Here is a 21,955-nt window from a genome sequence, read left to right as displayed (position 1 = left end):
GACCTTAGGGGAGAGCAGGGAGCGGTTTTTTCGTCTATACAGATATGCTGGATGTGGGGAACGAGTGTTTCTTTTTCATGTATGAGGGGTAATCATAAGGCGGAACGATAATACATTATGGATAACAGGATTAAGGTGAATATAATGACAACATGCGAAAAATGCGGGAGACCGATGCAGGATATATTGGAATATGTGGAACACATTCTTCACGAATGTAGTGAACAGACACAGGAGTACAACTCGAAAGATTATCAGGCCTATGGCCATGAGGGTGTTCACGAGCAGATGTGATACAATAGAAAGAAACCGGATTCATACGGAACCGAGGTGACAACATGGAGACGGGTCCAGCCCCTTTCCGGCAAGGAAAGACGGAACAAGAAGCGCGACTGAGCAAAACGTGTATGTATTGCGGACAACAGCGGCCGATGTCCGAATTCCGGCGCAGAACCGGAAAGCGGGCAGGTCCCGGAGCCAGGCGTGGAGCCTGCCGCAGCTGTCGCCAGCTTGGTGGACAGGCTGACCACGAGTCAGGTTCAAGCGTGAGCGGACGAACGAATGAACGGATCGAGCATCAACGGGATGGCTTGGAGACACGTGCCGTTACTGCCAGACCCTCTGCATCTGCGAGAGATGAGGCAGGTCGTACCTCCCATGGTATGGAGCAGGGATCAGCTACGGTGTCTGAGTCTGACAGAAGTCTGTTGTCTCAACCGTCAGTAGACTCGTCATCTTCGAATGACGATGAACATGCTGACTTGGTGACTTCCTCACCCTCTTCTTCGGGTATTCGGAAGAAGAGGAGAAGACGGAGGAAGAGCAAGCGATCAGAGAGCATAACGGGCAATGAGCTGAGAGAGACGAGTCTGGAGCATGATGGTTTGGCGGGTGAGGTAGGAGATGAGCCACAGCCAGGTGAGCACTGGCGTGGGGAAGAAGGGCATTCGCAGGGGCATGCTGCTGCGAATGAGAAGGGCACTGCACAGCGGGCTGGCGCGCAAGCAGCCGCTGCTGTGCAGGCCGCCGAGCAAGCTGCGGCGGCCCACCAAGCTCTGCTGCCGGCTGAGCCGCAAGGCCCGGCAGCAGAGCCCATGGCTGCGGATCAACCGACCGCAGCCAAACGCAAGCGCAAGCGGCGCCGCAAGCGTGCTGGCGCGCTCGCGCCCGGCGCAGGGCAGGCCCGCAGCGTAGCTGCTGAGGCCCATGCGCCGGCACTGAGCGACCGTGGCGATGCCACCACGGTCGCTGCACCTACGGCGACGGAGGCGCAGCCTGCCGCCACCATGCGCGAGCCCGGGCAAGCGCCAGGGGCTGCTGCGGAGGCAGGGCCTCCTGCGCCCGTGCGCCAGCCTGGCTCGCCAGGGTCCAAGCCGCGCCAGGCGCGCAAGGAGCGTGCGCCCAAGGCGAGCGGCGAAGACGCTGCCCGCGTTGCATCCGGGCAGCGACCCGCGCATGCCAGCCGTAGCCACGGGGCTGGCACGGATGGCCGCCCCCGCCGCCAGACGCCGTCGGCCCCGGTCGCTATCGACCCGGAAGATCCGGCTTCGCTCCGGACCAACCGGCAAGGCATGGTACGGATGCGAGGCAAGACCGACAAGGGCAGACGCTGGCATCAGGAAGTGGACATGGAGCTTGCGGTCACGCTGGTCAAGGAAAAAGCCGCTGTGGTGGTGAATCGGTACACGATTCGCCGATTGTTCAGCAACAAGGATTTCAAGCGGTATATTCTGACCCGGGATCACTACACCTGTTACTTCTGTGGATCGTATGGAGATACGATTGACCATCTGCTGCCGCGTGCCAAAGGTGGACATACCACTCCGCTCAACTGTGTCTGCGCCTGTAATCTGTGCAACCAGTCCAAAGCAGCGATGGATGCCGAAGAGTTCATGCGTTCCGGTATTCCCGAATGGAATGCTGCCCATCAGGCAGAATTGATTGAACTGGCCATGCAGGAAGCGCAGTTGGAAGAAGGATAAATGCCCCCGAACATGGAATCGGGGTTTTGATATGAAGAGCACACCAAGACCACAGAGGTCGAGGTGTGCTTTTTTGATTTAATTCTGATTTGGGTGGGAAGTGAGTTTGCTGTGCAATAATTTCTTCAAATTGACAACGGTGTTCATCGAAGATGTACGTTATACTGGGAGGGAGTTGCTAAAGAAGCTTCATCATCCATATGAATGATGAAATGTATAGTGAACATCAAACCTGAGAACTTAGACTGTATAGATTGGATGGATGCAGATGACCCCGGCAGCATTGGACATTATGTCATATATTACGGAAGAAAATATTCGTTTCTGGCTGGAGAAGTTTCGCTCCCTGGGCCCGTTACCGGGAATTTTGCTTACGTTTATGAAATCATTTGTACCACCGCTTCCAACGCTGTTGATTGTGGGCGTGAACGGTGCGGTATATGGTCTGTGGGCAGGGTTTTTATATTCATGGATCGGCATGGTGCTCGGTTGTACCGTTACGTTCCTGATTGTGCGGGAGATTGGGAAATCCGCCTTTGTAGAGCGATGGGCACGCAAACCTCGTGTGCAACGCAGCATGGTATGGATTCGAAGGAATGCATTCAGTTATGTTTTTCTGCTGAGTATCTTCCCGGTAGGTCCGTTTGTCATTATTAATGTGGCGGCAGGTATCGCGCGAATGCGATTGTTATCCTTCCTGCTTGCGGTGGGCTGTGGTAAAGCGATCATGATTTTCTCTGTTACGTATATCGGTTCCAATGTGGAACAATTTCTGGAGCACCCTGTACGCTGGGTAGGCGTGTTGCTGTTTATTGCGGTATCCCTGTGGGCAAGTCGCAAACTGGAGCGACATTTTACCCGGTCATCGTCAGATGGAGAAGATCTACATGATCTGAATCAACCCTCTGGAAAATCGATTTCCTCTTAAATATTTATGGTTTGATAAATTTAATGATATAGAGGGATGTCATGTCGATTCGTGCTCGTTTATTGTTATCTTATATTCTGATGTCTTTCCTACCCTTGATTCTTTTGGCGATTACGTTATACCTAATATTAAATGCCTTTGTTGGTGATTTTATAGGTCGCTACCATCTTGATTTTAGCGATAACAAAAATCCTTTTAAGGTCATTATGACCGAGCAAAAAGAGGTCTTCACTGATATGAAGTTGCAGGCCTCTACCGATCCAGATCAACTGCTTAATCCCTCTTTGCTCGATAGTTGGGAAAGCCAGCTTAATCCAATTAACATGAGCATCGTTTTGCAAAAAAACAATCAATTGGTATATGCATCGCCTTCCTTGGATCAAACAGAGGTTGCAAAAGCATTTGATTCCATTGAAATGCCCGGTAGCTTTGTTGATTATTTTTATATCTCGAATAACTATACATTTCAATACAAAGATCTGAGCGAAGGCCATCTATATATCGTGACCGATATAGGGCCTTTGTCTGAATATCTGGGAAAATATTTAGTGATTTCCCTCCTACTATTGATAGCTATCATCTTGCTCACCAACGGTGTGCTTACCTATTTTGTATTTCGCAGCACAGTTACCCCGCTACAAAAATTGCGACGTGCCGTCGATCAGATCAAAGAGGGTGATCTTGATTCGACTGTACATTTTCAAAAAGATGAAATCGGCGGACTATTTCAAGCCTTCGAAGAGATGAGAGCACAACTGAAGCATTCCAAGGCAGTTCAACTGCAGTATGAGGAGAATCGGAAGGAACTGGTCTCTAACATATCGCATGACTTAAAAACGCCGATTGCCAGTATTAAAGGTTATGTTGAGGGCATTCTGGACGGTGTTGCGGATAACCCGGATAAGATGGATCGATACATCCGGACAATCTATGCCAAAACAAAAGACATGGACAAGTTAATCGATGAATTGTTTATGTTATCGAAGCTGGATATGGGGAAACTACCGTTTTATTTTGAAAAGGTGAACATTAACAAATTTCTCGAAGATTGTACCGAAGAGATGCAATTTGTCCTGATGGAAAAAGGGATTAACCTTACACTCGAGCTGTCTACGAGTGAGCCTGTTTTGATTAAGGCGGACCGCGAAAAGCTCAAACGAGCCATCAGCAATATTCTGGATAATGCTGCGAAATATATGGATAAAGAGCAGGGAATCGTTCAAATCCGTTTACAAGATGAAGGCGAATGGGTTCATTTGCAGATCGAAGATAACGGACAGGGAATGCGAGAGGATGAGCTTCCTCATATATTTGAACGATTTTATCGTTCCGATCTGTCGAGAAACTCAGAGACGGGTGGTAGTGGATTAGGTTTGGCAATCGTCAAACAAATCATTGAAGAGCATGGCGGCGAAGTTCAGGCTGCCAGTGAAGCTGGGGTTGGCACAAGGATATGGATCAGGCTGAGGATGGTGATGCCACATGAGTAGAATCTTGATTATAGAAGATGAGAAGAGCATTGCCGAACTGGAGCGTGACTATTTGGAGATAAACGGGTATCAGGTCGATGTGGAGTACAGTGGCGATAAGGGGTTAACCCGTGCCTTGAATGAGCTTTATGACTTAGTTATTCTGGATGTCATGCTTCCCAAAGTAGACGGATTCGAGATTTGCCGAAAGATTCGCAGTGAAAAAGAGATACCGATTATTCTTGTCTCCTCCAAAACGGAGGACATTGATAAAATTCGTGGATTGGGTCTGGGCGCTGACGACTATATTACGAAACCGTTTAGTCCCAGCGAAATGGTAGCCAGAGTGAAGGCACATCTTTCTCGATATGAGCGTTTTCTAGGTAAGCAGCAACATGAGGAAATAAGCCTCGGGGGTCTGCGGATTAATAAAACAGCGAGAAGAGTGTTCGTGAATGAAACAGAAGTCCAGTTTACGACAAAGGAATTTGATCTTCTGGCCTTTTTGGTAGCCAATCCAAACCGGGTGTATAGCAAAGAGCAATTGTTTGACCGGATATGGGGCTCTGAGTTGCTGGGGGATCATAACACCGTTGCGGTGCATATTCGAAAATTACGAGAGAAAATTGAGGCTGATAGCTCCAATCCACAATACATAGAGACCATCTGGGGAGCGGGATATCGAGCCAAGCCCTGACAGATGTTAAATGTCTCAACAAGACTTTCAGCGAAACGAGCTGGGAGTCTTTTTTTTATTTTTCAATCAGTAAGTTTATCAAAATTTAAACTATGTTTATGTTTTGAAAATACCTTCTTTAATGCTGGATAATATGGCGCATTTAGAATTGGGAGTATAGAAATTTTCCAATGGGAATGCAAAAGGAGTCGTTAGACATGAAGAAGATGGTACGTATAGTTGTGTATTTCTTGGCCTTTATTCTTCCACCTGTTGTGGTGGGGTTAGTTAATATTAGCAGCTTGCCAAGGGCTGGCCAATTTACCGTACAGTCGTCAGCGGAACAGATCGCTAGAAATGCAGAGCCTCCTGCATATGATGCACAAAAACCAACGGTGGCTGTCATGCTAGGTGCTGAGAAAACCGAGGCCATCGACTTCATGGCTCCGTACCAATTGTTCGCAGCCTCGGGGGCTTTTAATGTGTATGCCATAGCCCCTGATAAACAGCCAACTACCCTAACGGGCGGGCTTAAAGTTATGCCTCATTATTCTTATGCAGAGCTTGATGAGATGCTGAAGAAGGAACCGGATGTGATTGTCATTCCGTTTATCCCTCCAGGCTCAGACAAGGGAGATCAAGCGGTACGGGATTATCTATTAAAGCATTCAAGCGAGAAAACAATCATATTGTCCATCTGCAATGGAGCAGAAAATTTGGCGAGCACAGGTCTTTTGGACGGGTTATCTGCAACAACTCACTGGGGTGATATTAATGGGGTCGAAAAAAAATATCCTGAGGTGAACTGGGTTCGCGGAATGAGATATGTGGATTCGGGTCATATCGTTAACTCATCTGGTCTCAGCTCTGGTATAGATGCATCGCTTTATGTAATTAGCAAATTTGCTGGTGAAGACACGGCGAAGAATCTGGCTGCGAGCATCCACTATCCAACCTATCATTTCGTTGGCAACCCTGAAATGGAACAATATAAAATGCAGCTAAGTGATACCTATGTCTATTTAAACTATGCCTTTAAAAAGAAGGAAGAAACAGGTGTGCTTCTGTATCCAGGAATGGATGAGCTTTCCTTAATAACGGTATTTGATACTTATCCAGCGACCGGAACGACTCGTTTGATCACGATTGCTGATTCGTATGAGCCGATTCTAACGAAACATCATCTCTATCTCTTCTCTGAGTACGATGTTGCAAGTGCGCCCGAAGTGAACCGAATGCTGTTGGCAGGGGGGCAAGTGAAAGGATTAGCCAGCACCGTTATCGAACATTGGAATAAGAAAAGCGAAAATACTGAACTGGTTTATCTGAATGCCGATGCCCCAAATCGTTATGTTTTGGAGCCGATCCTGGAGGACTTGGCGAAACACACGGATGTTCTGACGGCGAAATATGCTGCCAGACGTTTGGAGTACAGGGGTGAAGACATGCATTTGACAGGAAGTCCTGTATCCCTAGGCAACATTTTTAAACCTATGCTTATCGGACTGTTGTCATTATTACTTGTGATATTTATATTCCGATTGTTCAAATCTAAAACTTAATGCAGAAGATAAGGGAACTGACACCGAACTGGGAGCAGCGCACGTATATGCGAGCAGTCAACATATTGCCGAGAACTGGAAGGGACTAAACGACTAACGGTTAAAGCGCATAGATAATTAAAATAGACTGTTCTCCGGCATGTTCTCCTACTTGTCCGGGGAACAGTCTATTTCTCCATGCTTGAGTACTCGACCAATTTCTCCTGTGCATTGTGTAATAAAGTTCTTTTTTCTCTCCATATGTCGGTTATAATTTCTTCCCATTCCAGATTTCTAGTAGCGGTCCGTGCTGCCCATAGACGGGATCGGTATCCGGGATCGGAACCTTTCGAATTTCCTGAAGAGCCTTGGCACGATCGTCTTCCTCACCTGTGCGTGTGTTGTAACTCTTGCCGCCCGGATAAGCACCGGCAATACGAAAATCAGTGCTGGACTCCAGACGTTTATGCCCTGTTCCGGCAGGAAGCACGACAACGTCGCCTGTTTGAAGGTAAACTTTCTGACCATTTTCTCCGCCTAAAATCAGTTTCACGAATCCACTCACCACAGCAAGAGCCTCATGAGCATTACTATGATAATGATGATAATTGAACACACCATTCAACCAGCTATTTCCCCATCCATTACGGTTCAGCAACGATTCTGCGTGAAGGGCCTCTTCAGCCCATACGTTCTTATACAAAAGCACAGGTAGGGTCGGATGATTAGGAATTACACCGTCATCCTGAAAGAATAAAGTCTCTATGTCCTTTTTCCGTTCATTCATCTCACATCACCTCACTTTAAATTACCCGATAACCTCAAGGACGAACAAAAAACAATTGTAAAATGATACAAAATGTATCATTTTAAGGTTATACTCAGTACATATACTCTCTTCAATGCACTCGTTGTATAAATCGCAAGGGGGAATCGTGTGTGAACATTGTGATTACAGGGGCTTCTGGATTTGTGGGATTTAATCTTTCACAGTATTTGGCGCAAAAGGGGCATCAAATTACCCTTCTGGATCGGGATGATTATTGTCAGAGGCTTGTTCATATCTCTCCTCTGCATGAGATGCCGTTCATCTGTTGTGACCTTGCATCGGACCGGATTCATCTACCTCCAGGAACAGATTACATTATCCATCTGGCGGCAATGCCACACGTGGATTATTCGTATCATCAGCCAGGGGAAGTTTTCCGCAATAATACACTCAGCACACAGGCTGTCCTGCAATATGCTACGGAACATCACATTCCAGTCTTGCTGGCTTCATCCGTTGAAGTGTATGGCGGCGATTGGGGCAGAGTCTATCACGAATCAGATCCGTATGCACCCGTCTCTCCTTATTCTGCGTCCAAAGTCGCGTGTGAAATGCTGGCTCACTCCTATGCTCAATGTTACCAGCTTCCAGTTAAACTCTTTCGCTTGACCAACCTCTATGGTCCATGGCAGTTGCCAGACCGTATTATTCCCCGAAATTTTGGTCGGATGTTGGACGGACTGCCTCTGGATATCCAGGGATCGGCAGTGCGTGATTTCTTGTATGTAGATGATGCCCTCCGGGCCATTGAACAGATCATGTTGAAAGGCAAAGACGGACAGGTCTACAATATATCGACAGGACTTGGAACAACCATGCAGGAGATCGGGGAGATATTGAAACCAATGGATCGATCCTTAGCTGCTGTAGAGATTCGGGAGCAAGAACCAACCCAGTCCAGAGGGTCCAGTCTGGTCGTGCATTCAGGCAGATTACGGGCGGAATTGGGATGGTTACCTCAAACCACATTGGAAAAGGGATTGGAAAAAACCTTCCGTTGGTATCGGGAACACCCCGAATGGGTCAGACAGTTCAGCCGTGAATACCATACAACAAGGGAAACGCGCAGTTTCATTATCGATATGGCAAGATACGCAGTTCCAGCAGTATAGAACGCACAAAAAAAGCCAGGGAAGGGTGTATTGAGTAACACCTTCCTTGGCTTTTTTGCGCCTCCGTCTCATTTTCAGATTTCATCCGAACACGGACAGTTAGGCTAGTTCATAACGATCTATTGCACGAAATGATCGTGCTGTTGGACCTCACATTAAAATGATCTAGTGATGATCTTTTTTAATGTCGGCAATTTTATCCTGTACAGCACCTTTGGCTTTGTCTTTTTTACCCTCAGCCTGAAGGGATCTGTTGTTGGTTGCATTACCGATCTGATCCTTCACTTCGCCTTTGGCTTTATTTACGCCTGCTTTGATTTTGTCGCCAGTTGAATTACTCATATCGAACATCTCCTTCGTTTCTGGTGTAGTCCTTATTAACCGGGATGTCCGCATTCTAAACGTTCATTATTTCATGGCGGTCAGAAATTTGTTCTGGATATTCTGTCAGAAATGATCTGTACGAAGAGTCATTTTAAGTATAGGCATTGCTTAATCGCGTGCTTCATTAAAGGAATGAGAGGATGTTATGATATGAACAATTATATTGGAAATGGTGCGTATTGCTACGCCAATTCAGCTTCAATGCTGCTGTCGTCCATTGGAGAAAAGATAGATCCCGGTCTGCTTGAAACCATCGGTGGCTTTTCCCTGGGAGCTTTCCGCACGCAGGAAGACCTTCTATTTTTTGATGACTGTACATCTAGTCCTGATCAGGCGATTAGCAAAGCGATGAGCATTCTGGGATTTAGTGTGCGCGAAAGTGTGCAAGCACGGGGTACAGAGATGCCTGTTGATGAGCTAAGAGAGGCTTTGAAGCAGGGTCCTGTAGTGATGGGTCCGCTGGATATGGGCAAACTCGTCTACAATCCCAACTCTCCCAACCTGGGTGGTTGCGATCATTATGTAGTGGCGCTCAATATGAGGGGCGATGAAATATGCCTGCATGACCCGGCTGGATTTCCGAATGTCTTCCTGACACTGGATAAACTTGAGGAAGCATGGAAGTCTCAATTCCCATGGAGTAGCGGTGTTTATCGAAGATGGTGGAGTCCTGAACGCATTGAACATCCTGATCTGGAGGAGATTAACCGCCGGGCTTTCACTTGGTTCAAATCAACCCTTACAGAACAGACCCATGATCTTGCTGCACAGGAAGGACGAACCGGAGCTTCAGCCATTCTGCATAAGGCGGAACAGGTTCGTACTGGAGCAATCGATGATAATGAGTGGGCTCATTATGTGTATTTTGCTCTTCCAGTAGGCGCGCGTCGTGCCCATGATTATGGTTTGTTTTTTAACACAATCCATCCTGACCTTTCTGCTTTGAAATATGCACAATCCCGCCAATTTGGGGAATGCCAATCCCGTCTTGTCTCTCGGAACTGGGAGGCTGCTGCGACAATCATGGTGGCACTCGCGGAGACGGAAGCAATGATCGAAGCTTCTATTTTGAAGATGGAGTAATGAAAGTGAAGCGACGCTATAAGAAAGGGAGATATACATGGATGGATTAAATAACAATCGCCATATCAGGCCAGGGGAAGATGAGACATTAGAGGATCGGCAAAAGGAGCCGGATATCGCGCTTATCCAACGAGCCCAAACTGGGGATATAGAGGCCTTTGGAGAGTTAATTCACCGTTACCGTGGGCAATTGTTTCGTTATGTACGAGCACTTACGTATGATTCTTATCTCGCAGAAGACATTTTACAGGATGGGCTTATTCGTGCGTTCATTCATATGGGACAGCTTCAGAATGCTGAGCGTTTTATGGCCTGGATGCAGCGCATTATGCGTAATCAGGCGTACTCACATATGCAGCGCCAAAAGCAGCAGCGGGAACAACATTTTTCTTCGTTTTTTGCATTTGGATTTGGAGCCGATGATACCTCATGGAGCGATCAAGACTCGCTCGACATGACGCTGAATCATCTTTTGAATGACTCAAATCGGAGATCGCAGGAAACAGGCTATGATCCGTATCAAGCTGTTGCTCAGCAGGAAATGAGGAACAATCTCCATAGGCTGCTGGGGTGTCTGAATGAAAGAGAACAACAGGTCTTCACATCATATTGGATGGAGCAGCTGTCACCGCAAGAAATGGCCTGCAAATTCAATCTGACAATTGCCAATGTGTATCAAATTCTGTCCCGTTCACGTAAAAAAGTGTCTCAGCTTCATATTCATCTATCTGTAGAAGAAATGCTGGCAGAGTGGAATTCACTCGGGCAAAATCGAGTGACTCTGGAGGAACCCCTTTCGTTTCGGGCTCCCCAAACCTGGAACTCGGCAGCAGCGTCCATTCACGAGATGTTAGGTTATATCGGTCCATCTCCGTCTCTCCCCATGGTTCTGGGGATGAGTGGACTTTCTTTTCGTTTAACCATCCTGCCTCAGGACATACATATCGCTGGACCCACCGCCTATAACTTCAAAGAGGTGCTTACAAGAGGATTGCAACATATGGGTTATCGTTCCCATGCGGTTGAGGCTTTGGCGAGCGAAGCGGGACTCAATGCCAATCTGGTTGATCCTTCGATGCTAGAGGAGAAAGCCAAGGGGAAAAGGTTGCTTAATCCAAGACTTGTTCAGGCCCTCTCCCTGATACGTTACTCCATTCATCGGGGAATTCCGGCCGTCGTGTGGGACTTGAATATTCCCGAATTCGGGTTGATCTATGGCTATGATGATGCAGCCCGAACCCTATACGGTACCGATTTCATTAAATCAGGAACAATTCCCTATGATCATGTAGGCCGGGGTGTGAATCAGGAAGTATTTGTACTGGCAGCGGAATCGGATGGCATGATACGAGAAATGAATTTGAACGCGGCACTGACAGCTGTTTTGGCTCATTATCGTGGGGAGGACCCGTATACCCTGCCGAACACAGTCAGTGGTGTGGCTGCCTATGCAGTCTGGAGAGAAGCCCTAGAATATAGACGGGTAGAACCGAACGGTCACGCCTATAACATTGCGGTTTTGTGGGATGCAAGACGTTATGCAAGTGAGTTTTTCAAAGAACTTTCTCTACAGTGGGCGCCGACTGCCTGTTATTCCAGCTTGATTCCATTCTGTCTCCAGGCAGAAGAGTTATATCGAAACATGTCCCAAAAGTTAAATACACTCGCGGAACTATTTCCTTTTCCAGAAGGAGGACTGCCTAATGAGAAGCTTCATGCCGATCAGGCTATCTCGATACTTCTGGAAGTGGAGGAATTGGAGCGAGCCGCCGTCGTTGTAATAAAAGCGTTGCTTGAAGGAATGGCTCAGCATTCCCCAGGAATAGTTATGGGATAACCTAAATGATTCAATCGGGCGAATAGTAAAGCAAATATCAGGAGGCAGGACGATTCGTCAGGCCTTCTTGGTTTCTTTTTTGCTTTCATGCCAGAATAGGTTCATACTTGAACAAGAAATGATGTCATTTCAGGAATAAGGCTGTACCCCTAGCTGCATAATAACGACAGTGACCAATTTCGTTGCATGAAATTCATGATTTTGGAAAACAATTCCTGAATCATTAGTTGAAAAAATCCTTCCTTGTGTACATATCGCACATATGGTCATATGGGATCTTGTCTTCATACCACATGTGGTAGGATGACGGATCTGGGACAGGAGAATAATCGATTTTAATCCGACCGCAATGCTTGACAAAAAAATCGATTTTGCTACAATGTTCACAATATCTTCACAAGTGTAAAAAATTTCTTTTTCATGTTCATGTGTAAGAGGTGTAATATAAGGGTATAGAGTTCGGTTTCGGCCTGCTTGTCGTTTTGTGCGTCAACACATGTTGTCCGCAATAGATCCAAGATACAATGCATGATATGGGAGTGGCCCTGAGCTACGCTCATCCTATTGTGTGAAATTTGGTACATTTAGATGTATTCGATGTATTTTGTGGTTCGGCTCTGCTTGACAGGCATCATGAAAGTCGCGGACTTCTATCCCAAAGTAAAGGAGGACTTTCTCTTATGTCACAATCGCCTACTCAACAAGAGGTGCCAGTTACAGAAGGTGCCAACGTTTCCGAGCGCCAGTCCTTGGACGTTCTGGATCAATTGATGAAGCCTGAGGTACAGGAGTCTTTAACCGTTCTGGTGGAGAACCTGCCTAAATTGGCTGAAATGGTTACTGCTATGACAAAAGCTTATGACTTTGCACAAAGTGTAGCCACAGACAAAGTTCTGATCAGCGACACAATGAGCGCAATGGGCGAGTTCGCTAAGCCTGTTGTAGACAAAGCTAAAGGTGTAGCTTCTGCTGCCATCGAAGCCAATGACCGTGCGCAAACAGAGCAAACTTCAGTTGGCTTGTTCGCAATGCTGAAAATGCTTAAAGATCCAAACGTACAACAATCGCTTCGTTTTGCTCAATCTTTCTTGAGCATCTTGAACGAGCGTCAACAACCGAAACGTTAAGACTTAGAAGAACGGAGGATGGATATGTCGAAGCAAATTTTGATCTTGGGTGGAGGATACGGCGGTCTGTTGACTGCATTGACTGCACGTCAATACTTGTCTCCGGAAGAAGCGACAATTACTGTCGTGAACCGTTACCCTACACACCAAATTATCACGGAACTGCACCGTCTTGCAGCGGGAAGCATTGCTGAACAAGCGGTTGCTCTTCCACTCGAAAAATTGCTGCGTGGCAAAAACGTGAACTTGAAAATCGATACGGTGGATACAATCAAGCCGGACGAGAAGAAAGTTCTGATGACCAGCGGCTCCACATACTCTTACGATGCACTTGTCGTTGCCTTGGGCAGCGAAACGGCATTCTTCGGAATTCCGGGATTGCAAGAGTACAGCTTCACGCTCAAATCGGTTAGCGATGCAAACCGTATTCGTGCACACGTTGAAGCGCGTCTTGATGCTTACAAACAGTCCGGCAACAAAGCAGACGCTACGTTTGTTATTGGTGGCGGCGGCTTGACAGGTATTGAGCTTGTTGGCGAATTCGCTGACCTGCTTCCTGCAGTATGTCAAGAAAAAGGCATCGACTTCAAAGAAGTATCCCTGTACACAGTTGAAGCAGGTCCTTCCATCCTGGCAGGATTCCCGCCGGAGCTGGTTGAGCGTGCTAAATCAAGTCTTGAGAAACGTGGCGTTAACTTCATCGTTGGCGTAGCGATTACCGAGATGAAAGAAAACGAAGTTCTGCTGAAAGACGGCAGCTCCATCCCTACGAACACACTCGTATGGACAGGTGGCGTACAAGGCAACGCTGTTGTTGCTAACAGCGGAATTGAAGTGGATCGTGGCCGTGCGAAAGTTACGGAAGTTCTGCAATCTACTTCTCACAAAGACGTGTTTGTTGCTGGTGACAGCGCAGTGGTCTTCCCTAGCGAAGGCGCTCGCCCTTACCCTCCAACAGCACAATTGGCTTGGCAAATGGGTGAGACTATTGGTCACAACTTGGGCGTTATGTTCAAAGGTGGCGCAATGGAATCCTTCACACCAGTATTCTCCGGTACGCTGGGAAGTCTGGGTCGTAAAGATGCTGTCGGCATGATCGGTGGCAACCAGACTCGTCTGAAAGGTCTGCCTGCAACCATGATGAAAGAAGCAAGTAACATCCGTTACCTGGCTCATATTCACGGTTTGTTCGCACTGGCTTACTAATCTTAATGCCATTCAAGGGCGCCCTTTGGGCGTCCTTTTTGGTTGTCACGATTACAAAGGATAACAGATATTCAGATGGGAAAAAGGTATGGCAGAAGTGGTCAATGTGAGGTGGCGTATAAACCACCTAGGGTATATGGCATATTAATGGGACAACGGAAGAATTCACATTTCATAGATGTACTGAACAGGCATGGACATGAAGCCGGCGCTTAGAAGCGCCGGCTTTCGTTTAAATTATAGGATGAGCATCTTTAAATAAAAGGAACGGGGAGCAACAACAAGCAGCCCGTTCAACTGAGAGGAGAAATGACGTATGAACGTTTTAGTTATAGGAGCGAATGGGCAAATCGGTAAGTTTGTGGTGGAGCAGCTGGCACAGGAAGGCAAACATAAAGTAACGGCTATGATCCGCAAACCGGAGCAGGCGGATGCACTGAAGGAACTTGGTGCAGATGTGGTGATCGGTGATCTGGAGGGTAGTGTGGAGGACTTGGCTGAGGCAATGAAGGATCATAATGCCATTGTGTTTACGGCGGGTTCTGGCGGATCTACCGGTCAGGACAAAACACTGCTGATTGATCTCGACGGTGCGGTGAAAACGATGGAAGCCGCAGAGCAGCAAGGAATCTCCAGATATATTCTGGTCAGTGCGTATGGCGCAGATCAACGGGAGAAATGGTCGGAGTCCATCAAGCCTTATTACGTGGCGAAACATTATGCGGATCGTGTGTTGTTTGCAAGTGATCTGAATTACACAATTATTCGCCCGGGTGGTCTGAAGAATGAACCGGGCACAGGCAAGATTGCAGTTGGAACCGATCTGGAGCCGGGAAGCATCCCGCGTGAAGATGTAGCCCGCGTAATCGTGGCTTCTTTGCAGGAAGAGAAGACGTACCGAATGGCCTTTGATCTGATTGCCGGGGAGCATCCGGTTGAAGATGCCTTGGGCAAATTGTAGATGTTATTGTAAGATAACGGGAGAATGAAATGATGGGGATGAGGGGGAGCGCTGCATGAACGAAGCCGTGCTGGTCATAGAGGATGAGCCCAAAATAGCACGTCTGCTGGAACTGGAACTACAGTATGAGGGCTATCAGGTAGGCAAGGCTGGTAGTGGAACAGAAGGACTGGAGAAGTATGCAGAAGGACAGTGGGATCTGATTCTGCTTGATGTGATGTTGCCTGGTCTGAGTGGCATTGAGGTGTTGCGTCGAGTTCGGGCCAAAGACGCTACAGTACCGATCATTATGCTCACTGCCAAAGATTCGGTAGAAGACAAAGTATCTGGCCTGGATCTCGGAGCCAATGACTACATCACCAAGCCGTTCCAGATTGAAGAGCTGCTTGCCCGAGTTCGAGCTGCATTGCGGCTTAGTGCAGTGGCGTCGGTTGCTTCTTCCGCTTCTTCGTCTACACCTGCTGATACGGGGAATGACTCTTCTGGGCATCAGGATGAAGCTGAGGCGGGCTGGTTGACGGCTGCCGGGTTGAAACTAAATGAAGGAACGCGAGAGGTATCCCGAGATGGTGTGGCCATTGAGCTTACTCCACGTGAGTTCGACCTGCTCGTGTATCTGCTGCAGAATCAACGTCAGGTGCTCAGTCGTGACCAGATTGTGCAGGCCGTGTGGGGATACGATTATTATGGAGATACCAATGTGGTGGATGTGTACATCCGTTATGTGCGCAAAAAGGTGGATAACGGATTCACACCACCCTTAATACATACCGTACGGGGCGTAGGATACGTCCTGAAGGAACAGTTATGAGCCTGCGCAGTAAAATCTACGGGTATTCGTCTGTATTATTTGCTGTGCTGTTAATCGCGGTGAACTTGTCGGTCTACATCGTGTTTGAACGGATGTCGATTGATAACGAGGTTAATCGGGTGGAAGCGGAAGCGGAATCTATTGTCAAAGGAGTGCGTCAGTCTGCCGGCTCCATTCCGCCGGATGACTTGTTGCGGGCCTACGCGCCTGTGAACGGCATGCTTCGGATCGTTAATGAAGACGGCACCAGTTCCCCGGTGACAACAACAGCAGCTTCCGAGCAGCTGAGCAAGCTACCTTATAAGTACGAAAGTGAGAAGAAATCCGAGTATACCCAAGTAGAACAGATTGGTTATGTGTGGGTATCAGTCCCGGTCATCTGGCCTGATGGCGAGGTGGTGAATGTACAGGTCACTGAGAGCATTGCAGAGACGGAGAATCGTCTGTCTGTACTTCGGACTGTGCTTGTGGCGGTCACGATTATTGCTCTGATTCCAGCCATTATCTCCAGCCGGATTCTGGCGAATCGGATGACCAGACCGATTCAGCAGATGACACGCACGATGAGTGACATTCAGTCCAGCGGCCAATTCAAGCGTCTTCCACTGGAGGAAGGGTCGAAGGATGAACTGAAAACGATGGGACAGACGTTTAACCGGATGATGGATCTACTCGAATCCAACTTTGAACGACAAGAACGGTTTGTATCCGATGCATCACATGAGCTCAAAACACCGCTGACCATTATTGAAAGCTATGCCAGTCTGCTACAGCGGCGAGGGAAAGAGCGGCCCGAGGTATTTGATGAAGCGGTGGAAGCGATTCTGTCCGAATCGGTTCGCATGCGAGAGATGACCGAGCAACTGCTACTGCTCGCGAAGCAGCCAGAGCAGTGGAATGTACAGTTGGAGCGTGTGGATATCACGAGACTGGCTACAGACTCCACACGTGCGTTTCGCGAAGCCTATCACCGCGAAGTCCGGTGTGAAGATCCAGGTTCAATCTGGGCGATCAGCGATGAGAGCAAGCTGAAGCAACTGTTATTTATTTTGCTGGATAATGCCCGGAAGTATAGTGAAGATGCAATTGAAGTCAGGCTGGAAGCCAAGGGGCAAGAGTGCCGTATTCGGATCGTGGATACCGGGATTGGTATGCGGGAGGACGAGCTGGAGAAGGTATTTGACCGATTCTACCGGGTTGATCCGGCCAGAACACGCAGTTTAGGCGCAAGCGGTTCAGGTCTGGGATTGTCACTTGCCAAAGAGCTTGCAGGAGCAGTTGGAGCACGGATCGAACTGACCAGCACCGAGGGTGAAGGCACCGAGGCTTCGATTATTTTGCCTTTATCGGTTCAGAACGGGCCGCTCTCATGAAATTCTCATTCTTCTCTTATATACTGATAAGCATCAGATCAACTGGGGATGATAAGAGAGTGCATAGGGGGAAACGTGATGACAGAGCATGAGCAGCGACCACCGGAGATGAAACGGCATGAACAGGGGAACAGTGAATGGGCGAAATCTCGAAGATCACTCTGGTGGGGTACAGGGCTTCTCGTTGTGCTGATTGTGGTAGCTGTTGCTTGGTGGAAGCCGTGGCAATCGACGGGTGCGGTACTTACGGCAGATGCGGCAGCCCAATCCGTACTGAATCAATATCCAGGGGAGATTGTGAATTCCACGTTGAAGGACGGGACGTATATCATGCAGCTCCGTTCGGAGACCGGTCTATATGATGTGCAAGTGGATGCCGTTACAGCTGCTGTGAATTCCATTAAACGGCTGGAGTCGAACCCGCAAGCGGAAGAGAAGACGTTATGGAGCCGCGAGCAGATCAAGACGGCGTTGTTAAAACAACAAACAGATAACCAATTGGTCTCGCTTGAACTTGTGGAGCAACAAGGCAGTCCGGTATACACCGCCGTAGTGAAGGCAAAGGATAACAGCCGTGAAGAACTCACGATTAATCCATATACGGGGGAGACGATAGCTTCCAAAACAATAACAGCCCCAACAACTGAACCAACAAAGGATGATCCCAAACCTCAGTTTCTGAGCGAGAAACAAGCCAAACAGAAGGCACTTGCGGAGGTTCCAGGGGAAGTGGACGACATCGAACTGCGTGGAACCAACAGCGGGAATCCATATTATCTGGTTGAAATTGATCTGGAGGATGGCCGGGAGGCAATTGTGCAGGTGAATGCCATCTCGGGAGCGATTCGTTCCGTGACTTGGGATGAGGACGATGATTAACATGTTACAAGGAACACATTAAATATAGTGTTAAACTGCTTTAGAGAGATGATTCCTAGTTTAGGGGTCATCTTTTTCATTTATTTTCAATTACATGGACCATGAATACCCGTTAAATGAGTACTCTCCTCATTTTCTCATCAAATTCTAATCTAACTCTCGCTGATCTCTCATTCCTGCAGGTTATTCTATAAATGTAGACGAGAACGAAAACAACAAACGAGGAGATGAATGATGATGATGAACAAACATAAACTTTGGATTGGTAGCTTGTCAGCAGCAGTATTACTTGGTGGATCAGCCGTAGCGGCTAGCGGGAATGTGAACGGACAAGCGGTGCAAACTACACCAACGTCAACAACACAATCCGTAACACAAAATCAGAACAGCACAGGTAAAATGCTGAATGCATCCCAAGCGAAAGCGCTAGCGTTGAAAGCAGCCGATGGTAAAGTGGATGACGTGGATCTGGAGCGCAGAAACGGCCAAACGTTCTATGAAATTGAGATCGACAGAAAAGGAACCAATGATGTTGTTGTTCGTCTGGATGCTTACACAGGCAAAATCCTGGCAGTCGTGAATGATGAAGACTACGATGATGACGATGACTATCAAGAAAATGTAACAGGCAAAACATCTAACACCTCTGCTTCCAAGCAGGTCAAATTGACGGCATCCCAAGCTTCAAATATTGCGTTGAAACAAGTTACGGGTGGTAAAGTAACCAAAGTCGAGCTGGATCATGATGATGGTCGCTATGTGTATGAGATCGAGCTGAGAACCGCTCAAGGTGAAGCAGATGTAGATATTGATGCCAACACAGGCAAGGTGTTATCGTTCGACCAGGATTTTGACGACCAAGATTAAGCAATAAGGGCGAGTATACGCCGATAAAACATCATATAAAAACCTGCCTATGAACAGCCGCACACAGCTAGAGATCGTTACATCATGGAGGGGCAGGGCAGGTATAGCAGGGGACGCTTCGGGGGAAGCGTCTTTTTGCTGTCTATGGAGAGAACGGAGTATAAAATTGTACATCTTCCGCCAGATTGTTCACTATGCGAGCAGGAACGTGGCGGATACAATCAGAGTCAGGGAGGTGAATGCCAGCCAGTTTTACCAAGAATTCTAATGCTAAAATGCATCATCGATCGGAGGCAGATGCGACATATCGATTTCAAATTTATGTAAGCGCTTCATAAAAAACATGGAGGTGCATTACGATATGGCTATGAACGATGGATGGTTGAAAAAGAATACACATTCCCGTCGCTTTACCCGCCGCTTAAGTTATCTGCTTGCTTTGGTTTTGGCGCTGCAATCAATAGGGATGCTGCTCGCATCCGGACCGACTGCTTCAGCTGCTCCGCTCAGTGTAACGAACGGGATACAGTTCAAGGATACCAATGGCAATGTCGTCCATGCTCATGGGGGCGGGATGATCAAGGCGAATGGATATTATTACTGGTTTGGAGAGAACCGGAATCCGAATGGAACGTTCAAGGCCGTGTCCGTGTATCGTTCATCGGATCTGAAGAACTGGGAGTATCGCAATGATGTGCTGACCAGCAGCTCGGCAGCCGAGCTAAATATCTCCAACATTGAACGCCCGAAAGTCATCTATAACAGTTCGACTGGCAAATATGTGCTGTGGATGCATAAAGAGAATGGTCTGGATTATGGCGAGGCCCGAGTGGCCGTAGCTACTTCGAATACGGTTGATGGTAATTACACGTATGTGGGCAGTTATCGTCCACTTGGGTATGATTCCAGAGATATGACGGTGTACAACGATAACGGAACGGCTTATCTGATCTCTGCGACCCGAGTGAATGCTGATCTGAATATATATAAGCTGACCCCCGATTTCCTGGGTGTGGAATCCTTAGTCACAACGCTGTGGCCTGGACAATATCGTGAAGCGCCTGCCCTATTCAAAAAAGACGGTGTCTACTTCCTGATCACCTCGGGTGCGACTGGCTGGAATCCGAATCAGGCCAAATATGCCACAGCCACCAGCATTACAGGCACATGGAGCGGCCTCAGCAACTTTGGAGACAGCACAACGTATGGTTCTCAATCCACCTATGTTGTTCCGGTAGAAGGTTCACAGACCACATCCTATCTCTACATGGGTGATCGCTGGGCTGGTGCATGGAGCGGACCGGTACAGGATTCCAAGTATGTCTGGCTGCCACTTTCATTCCCTAGTGCAACCAGTCTGGCGATGAACTGGGCCAGCAGTATTACGATTGATACAGCAACAGGGACTGTGACCGGAGTGAGTACACCGGATGTATGGGACCCGAATGCTTCATATCAGCTGATTAGTCGTAAGAGTAACAAGTTGCTAAATGTCATCGGGGGTTCTTCCGCCAACGGTGCGGATCTGGAGCAGCGAGCAGATGGGGGAACAGCCAGTCAACAGTGGCAGATTACCGATGCGGGTGGCGGCTATGTCAAAATCATCAACCGTTCCAGTGGCAAGCTAATTGGCGTGGAGAATGGTTCCACGAACGACGGGGCTGTCATTGAACAGTGGAATGATGGTGGTTGGGCCAGCCAGCAGTGGCAGCTCGTCAGTGCAGGTGGTGGTTATTATAAACTGAAGAACCGCAGTACAGGCAAGGTCTTGGACATCTCCAGTCAATCCCTGGAAGATGGGGCTGCGGCCATCCAGTGGACGGATAATGGCGGCACGAATCAGCATTTTCAGATTGTTAAGGTGCAATAAGACGTTTTAAATATTATAAAATAAGGTTCATCATAAAGTGGAAGCCCTTGTCTCTTACCATAAGGTAGGACAGGGGCTTTGTGATGTATTCACGCATGTTACGTGATGCTTTTACTCGAAAGGGATATGCAGATGATGGCTCATATCGTGACCTATTTCCGATCATTACCATCCCAATCTGTGGTAAGCTAGTAGAATTGTAGAAAAAGATAGAGACAGGAGCTGGATAACGAAGTGAGTGAACAACAAGTGCTATCCATTGAAAGCTTGCGTATGAGATACAACGGACGTTATGTGCTGAACGGCATCGATCTGGAAGTGAATCGCGGTGAGATGATCGGATATATTGGCCCAAACGGGGCTGGCAAAAGTACGACGGTTAAGATTTTACTCGGGCTGGTTGAAGGATATGTAGGCACGGTGCGGATCTTTGGTAAAGATATTGCGGATGGGGATGTAGAGTATAAGCGCAGAATCGGCTATGTTCCGGAGGTGGCGGAATTGTACGAACAATTAACGCCTGCGGAGTATCTGACATTCACGGGGGAGCTATACGGTATGTCCTATGAGGATGCGGATTACAAAGCCAAGCTATTGATGGATTGTTTTGGAATGGAAAAATCATATCATTCCCGCATTGCATCCTTTTCCAAAGGTATGCGTCAGAAAGTGCTGTTGATCTCTGCGCTGCTGCATGACCCGGATCTGTTGTTCCTGGATGAACCGCTCAGCGGATTGGATGCCAATAGTGTGATGGTAGTCAAAGAGATTTTGTCGCAGTTGTCAGCCAAAGGCACAACGATCTTCTATTCGTCACACATCATGGATGTGGTGGAGAAGATTAGCAGTCGAATTGTACTGATCGCTGAAGGACGCGTAGTGGCAGACGGTACGTTCAAGCAGCTTCAACAGCAGTCCATGGAAGGGACGTTGGAGGAAGTATTTAATCAATTGACAGGCTTCAATGAGCATAAAGCCATTGCGGAGCGTTTTGTATCCATTGTGCAGGAGGTGTACTGA

Annotated in this window: 19 protein-coding genes; 17 read left to right on the top strand and 2 right to left on the bottom strand. The window is 47.8% G+C overall.

The annotated features are described in order from the left end of the window. Positions 1–338 precede the first annotated feature (338 nt). The 5 genes from MKY44_RS31580 to MKY44_RS27640 all read left to right on the top strand — a co-directional run bounded on the left by MKY44_RS31580 (position 339) and on the right by MKY44_RS27640 (position 6,617). Positions 339–1,982: an HNH endonuclease gene (locus MKY44_RS31580; RefSeq protein WP_445670667.1), complete on the top strand. Its 1,644-nt coding sequence runs from the start codon at positions 339–341 to the stop codon at positions 1,980–1,982. A 268-nt stretch (positions 1,983–2,250) separates the two neighbouring features. Next, positions 2,251–2,910 carry a TVP38/TMEM64 family protein gene (locus tag MKY44_RS27655; protein ID WP_341009504.1) on the top strand — a complete coding sequence of 220 codons (660 nt, stop codon included), beginning with the start codon at positions 2,251–2,253 and terminating at the stop codon, positions 2,908–2,910. A 41-nt stretch (positions 2,911–2,951) separates the two neighbouring features. After that, the gene (locus MKY44_RS27650) at positions 2,952–4,400 is read left to right on the top strand and encodes a sensor histidine kinase (protein ID WP_341009503.1); all 1,449 of its coding nucleotides are present in this window, start codon (positions 2,952–2,954) and stop codon (positions 4,398–4,400) included. Next, positions 4,393–5,076, top strand: coding sequence for a response regulator transcription factor (locus tag MKY44_RS27645; protein WP_340965150.1), 684 nt, complete (start codon positions 4,393–4,395; stop codon positions 5,074–5,076). The genes MKY44_RS27650 and MKY44_RS27645 overlap by 8 nt, the downstream gene beginning before the upstream one ends. Positions 5,077–5,273: 197 nt before the next feature. Continuing rightward, a complete protein-coding gene (locus MKY44_RS27640; RefSeq protein ID WP_341009502.1) occupies positions 5,274–6,617 on the top strand; it encodes a DJ-1/PfpI family protein in 1,344 nt (447 codons plus the stop codon). A 247-nt stretch (positions 6,618–6,864) separates the two neighbouring features. On the opposite strand, the gene MKY44_RS27635 is transcribed toward MKY44_RS27640, so the two are convergent. Continuing rightward, positions 6,865–7,383, bottom strand: coding sequence for a cupin domain-containing protein (locus tag MKY44_RS27635; protein ID WP_341009501.1), 519 nt, complete (start codon positions 7,381–7,383; stop codon positions 6,865–6,867). Positions 7,384–7,535: 152 nt separating this feature from the next. On the opposite strand from MKY44_RS27635, the gene MKY44_RS27630 reads away from it, so the two are divergent. Continuing rightward, positions 7,536–8,537, top strand: a complete 1,002-nt coding sequence (locus MKY44_RS27630; RefSeq protein WP_341009500.1) for an NAD-dependent epimerase/dehydratase family protein — start codon at positions 7,536–7,538, stop codon at positions 8,535–8,537. Positions 8,538–8,702: 165 nt separating this feature from the next. Here MKY44_RS27630 and MKY44_RS27625 read toward each other — a convergent pair whose 3' ends face one another. Beyond that, positions 8,703–8,879: a CsbD family protein gene (locus tag MKY44_RS27625; RefSeq protein ID WP_074092719.1), complete on the bottom strand. Its 177-nt coding sequence runs from the start codon at positions 8,877–8,879 to the stop codon at positions 8,703–8,705. 192 nt (positions 8,880–9,071) lie between these two features. On the opposite strand from MKY44_RS27625, the gene MKY44_RS27620 reads away from it, so the two are divergent. The 11 genes from MKY44_RS27620 (at position 9,072) to MKY44_RS27570 (ending at position 21,955) form a co-directional block, all read left to right on the top strand. Then, positions 9,072–10,004, top strand: coding sequence for a hypothetical protein (locus MKY44_RS27620; protein WP_341009499.1), 933 nt, complete (start codon positions 9,072–9,074; stop codon positions 10,002–10,004). A gap of 37 nt (positions 10,005–10,041) precedes the next feature. Then, positions 10,042–11,841 carry an RNA polymerase sigma factor gene (locus tag MKY44_RS27615; protein ID WP_341009497.1) on the top strand — a complete coding sequence of 600 codons (1,800 nt, stop codon included), beginning with the start codon at positions 10,042–10,044 and terminating at the stop codon, positions 11,839–11,841. Between the two features lie 680 nt (positions 11,842–12,521). Further along, entirely contained in the window at positions 12,522–12,968 is a 447-nt protein-coding gene (locus tag MKY44_RS27610; RefSeq protein WP_017691658.1) for a DUF1641 domain-containing protein, read from the top strand. 24 nt (positions 12,969–12,992) lie between these two features. Then, positions 12,993–14,174, top strand: coding sequence for an NAD(P)/FAD-dependent oxidoreductase (locus MKY44_RS27605; RefSeq protein ID WP_036606574.1), 1,182 nt, complete (start codon positions 12,993–12,995; stop codon positions 14,172–14,174). Positions 14,175–14,490: 316 nt separating this feature from the next. Beyond that, positions 14,491–15,135 (top strand): SDR family oxidoreductase, encoded by a 645-nt coding sequence (locus tag MKY44_RS27600; RefSeq protein ID WP_127550365.1) that lies wholly within the window; start codon positions 14,491–14,493, stop codon positions 15,133–15,135. 55 nt (positions 15,136–15,190) lie between these two features. Further along, positions 15,191–15,946 (top strand): response regulator transcription factor, encoded by a 756-nt coding sequence (locus MKY44_RS27595; RefSeq protein WP_339311339.1) that lies wholly within the window; start codon positions 15,191–15,193, stop codon positions 15,944–15,946. Next, positions 15,943–17,319, top strand: a complete 1,377-nt coding sequence (locus tag MKY44_RS27590) for a sensor histidine kinase (RefSeq protein ID WP_127550369.1) — start codon at positions 15,943–15,945, stop codon at positions 17,317–17,319. The genes MKY44_RS27595 and MKY44_RS27590 overlap by 4 nt, the downstream gene beginning before the upstream one ends. Positions 17,320–17,397: 78 nt before the next feature. Beyond that, complete coding sequence (locus tag MKY44_RS27585) at positions 17,398–18,198, top strand: PepSY domain-containing protein (protein WP_341009496.1); 801 nt, start codon at positions 17,398–17,400, stop codon at positions 18,196–18,198. Between the two features lie 237 nt (positions 18,199–18,435). Beyond that, positions 18,436–19,065: a PepSY domain-containing protein gene (locus tag MKY44_RS27580; RefSeq protein ID WP_341009495.1), complete on the top strand. Its 630-nt coding sequence runs from the start codon at positions 18,436–18,438 to the stop codon at positions 19,063–19,065. 361 nt (positions 19,066–19,426) lie between these two features. Continuing rightward, positions 19,427–20,935 (top strand): RICIN domain-containing protein, encoded by a 1,509-nt coding sequence (locus MKY44_RS27575; protein WP_341009494.1) that lies wholly within the window; start codon positions 19,427–19,429, stop codon positions 20,933–20,935. A gap of 234 nt (positions 20,936–21,169) precedes the next feature. Continuing rightward, positions 21,170–21,955, top strand: coding sequence for an ABC transporter ATP-binding protein (locus MKY44_RS27570; protein ID WP_036606587.1), 786 nt, complete (start codon positions 21,170–21,172; stop codon positions 21,953–21,955).

The organism is Paenibacillus sp. FSL R7-0026, from assembly GCF_038004485.1.
In the GTDB taxonomy this organism is placed as follows: Bacteria; Bacillota; Bacilli; order Paenibacillales; family Paenibacillaceae; genus Paenibacillus; species Paenibacillus xylanexedens_A.
Note: the sequence above shows the minus strand (reverse complement) of the source record. Positions and strands in the feature narration are given on the sequence as shown.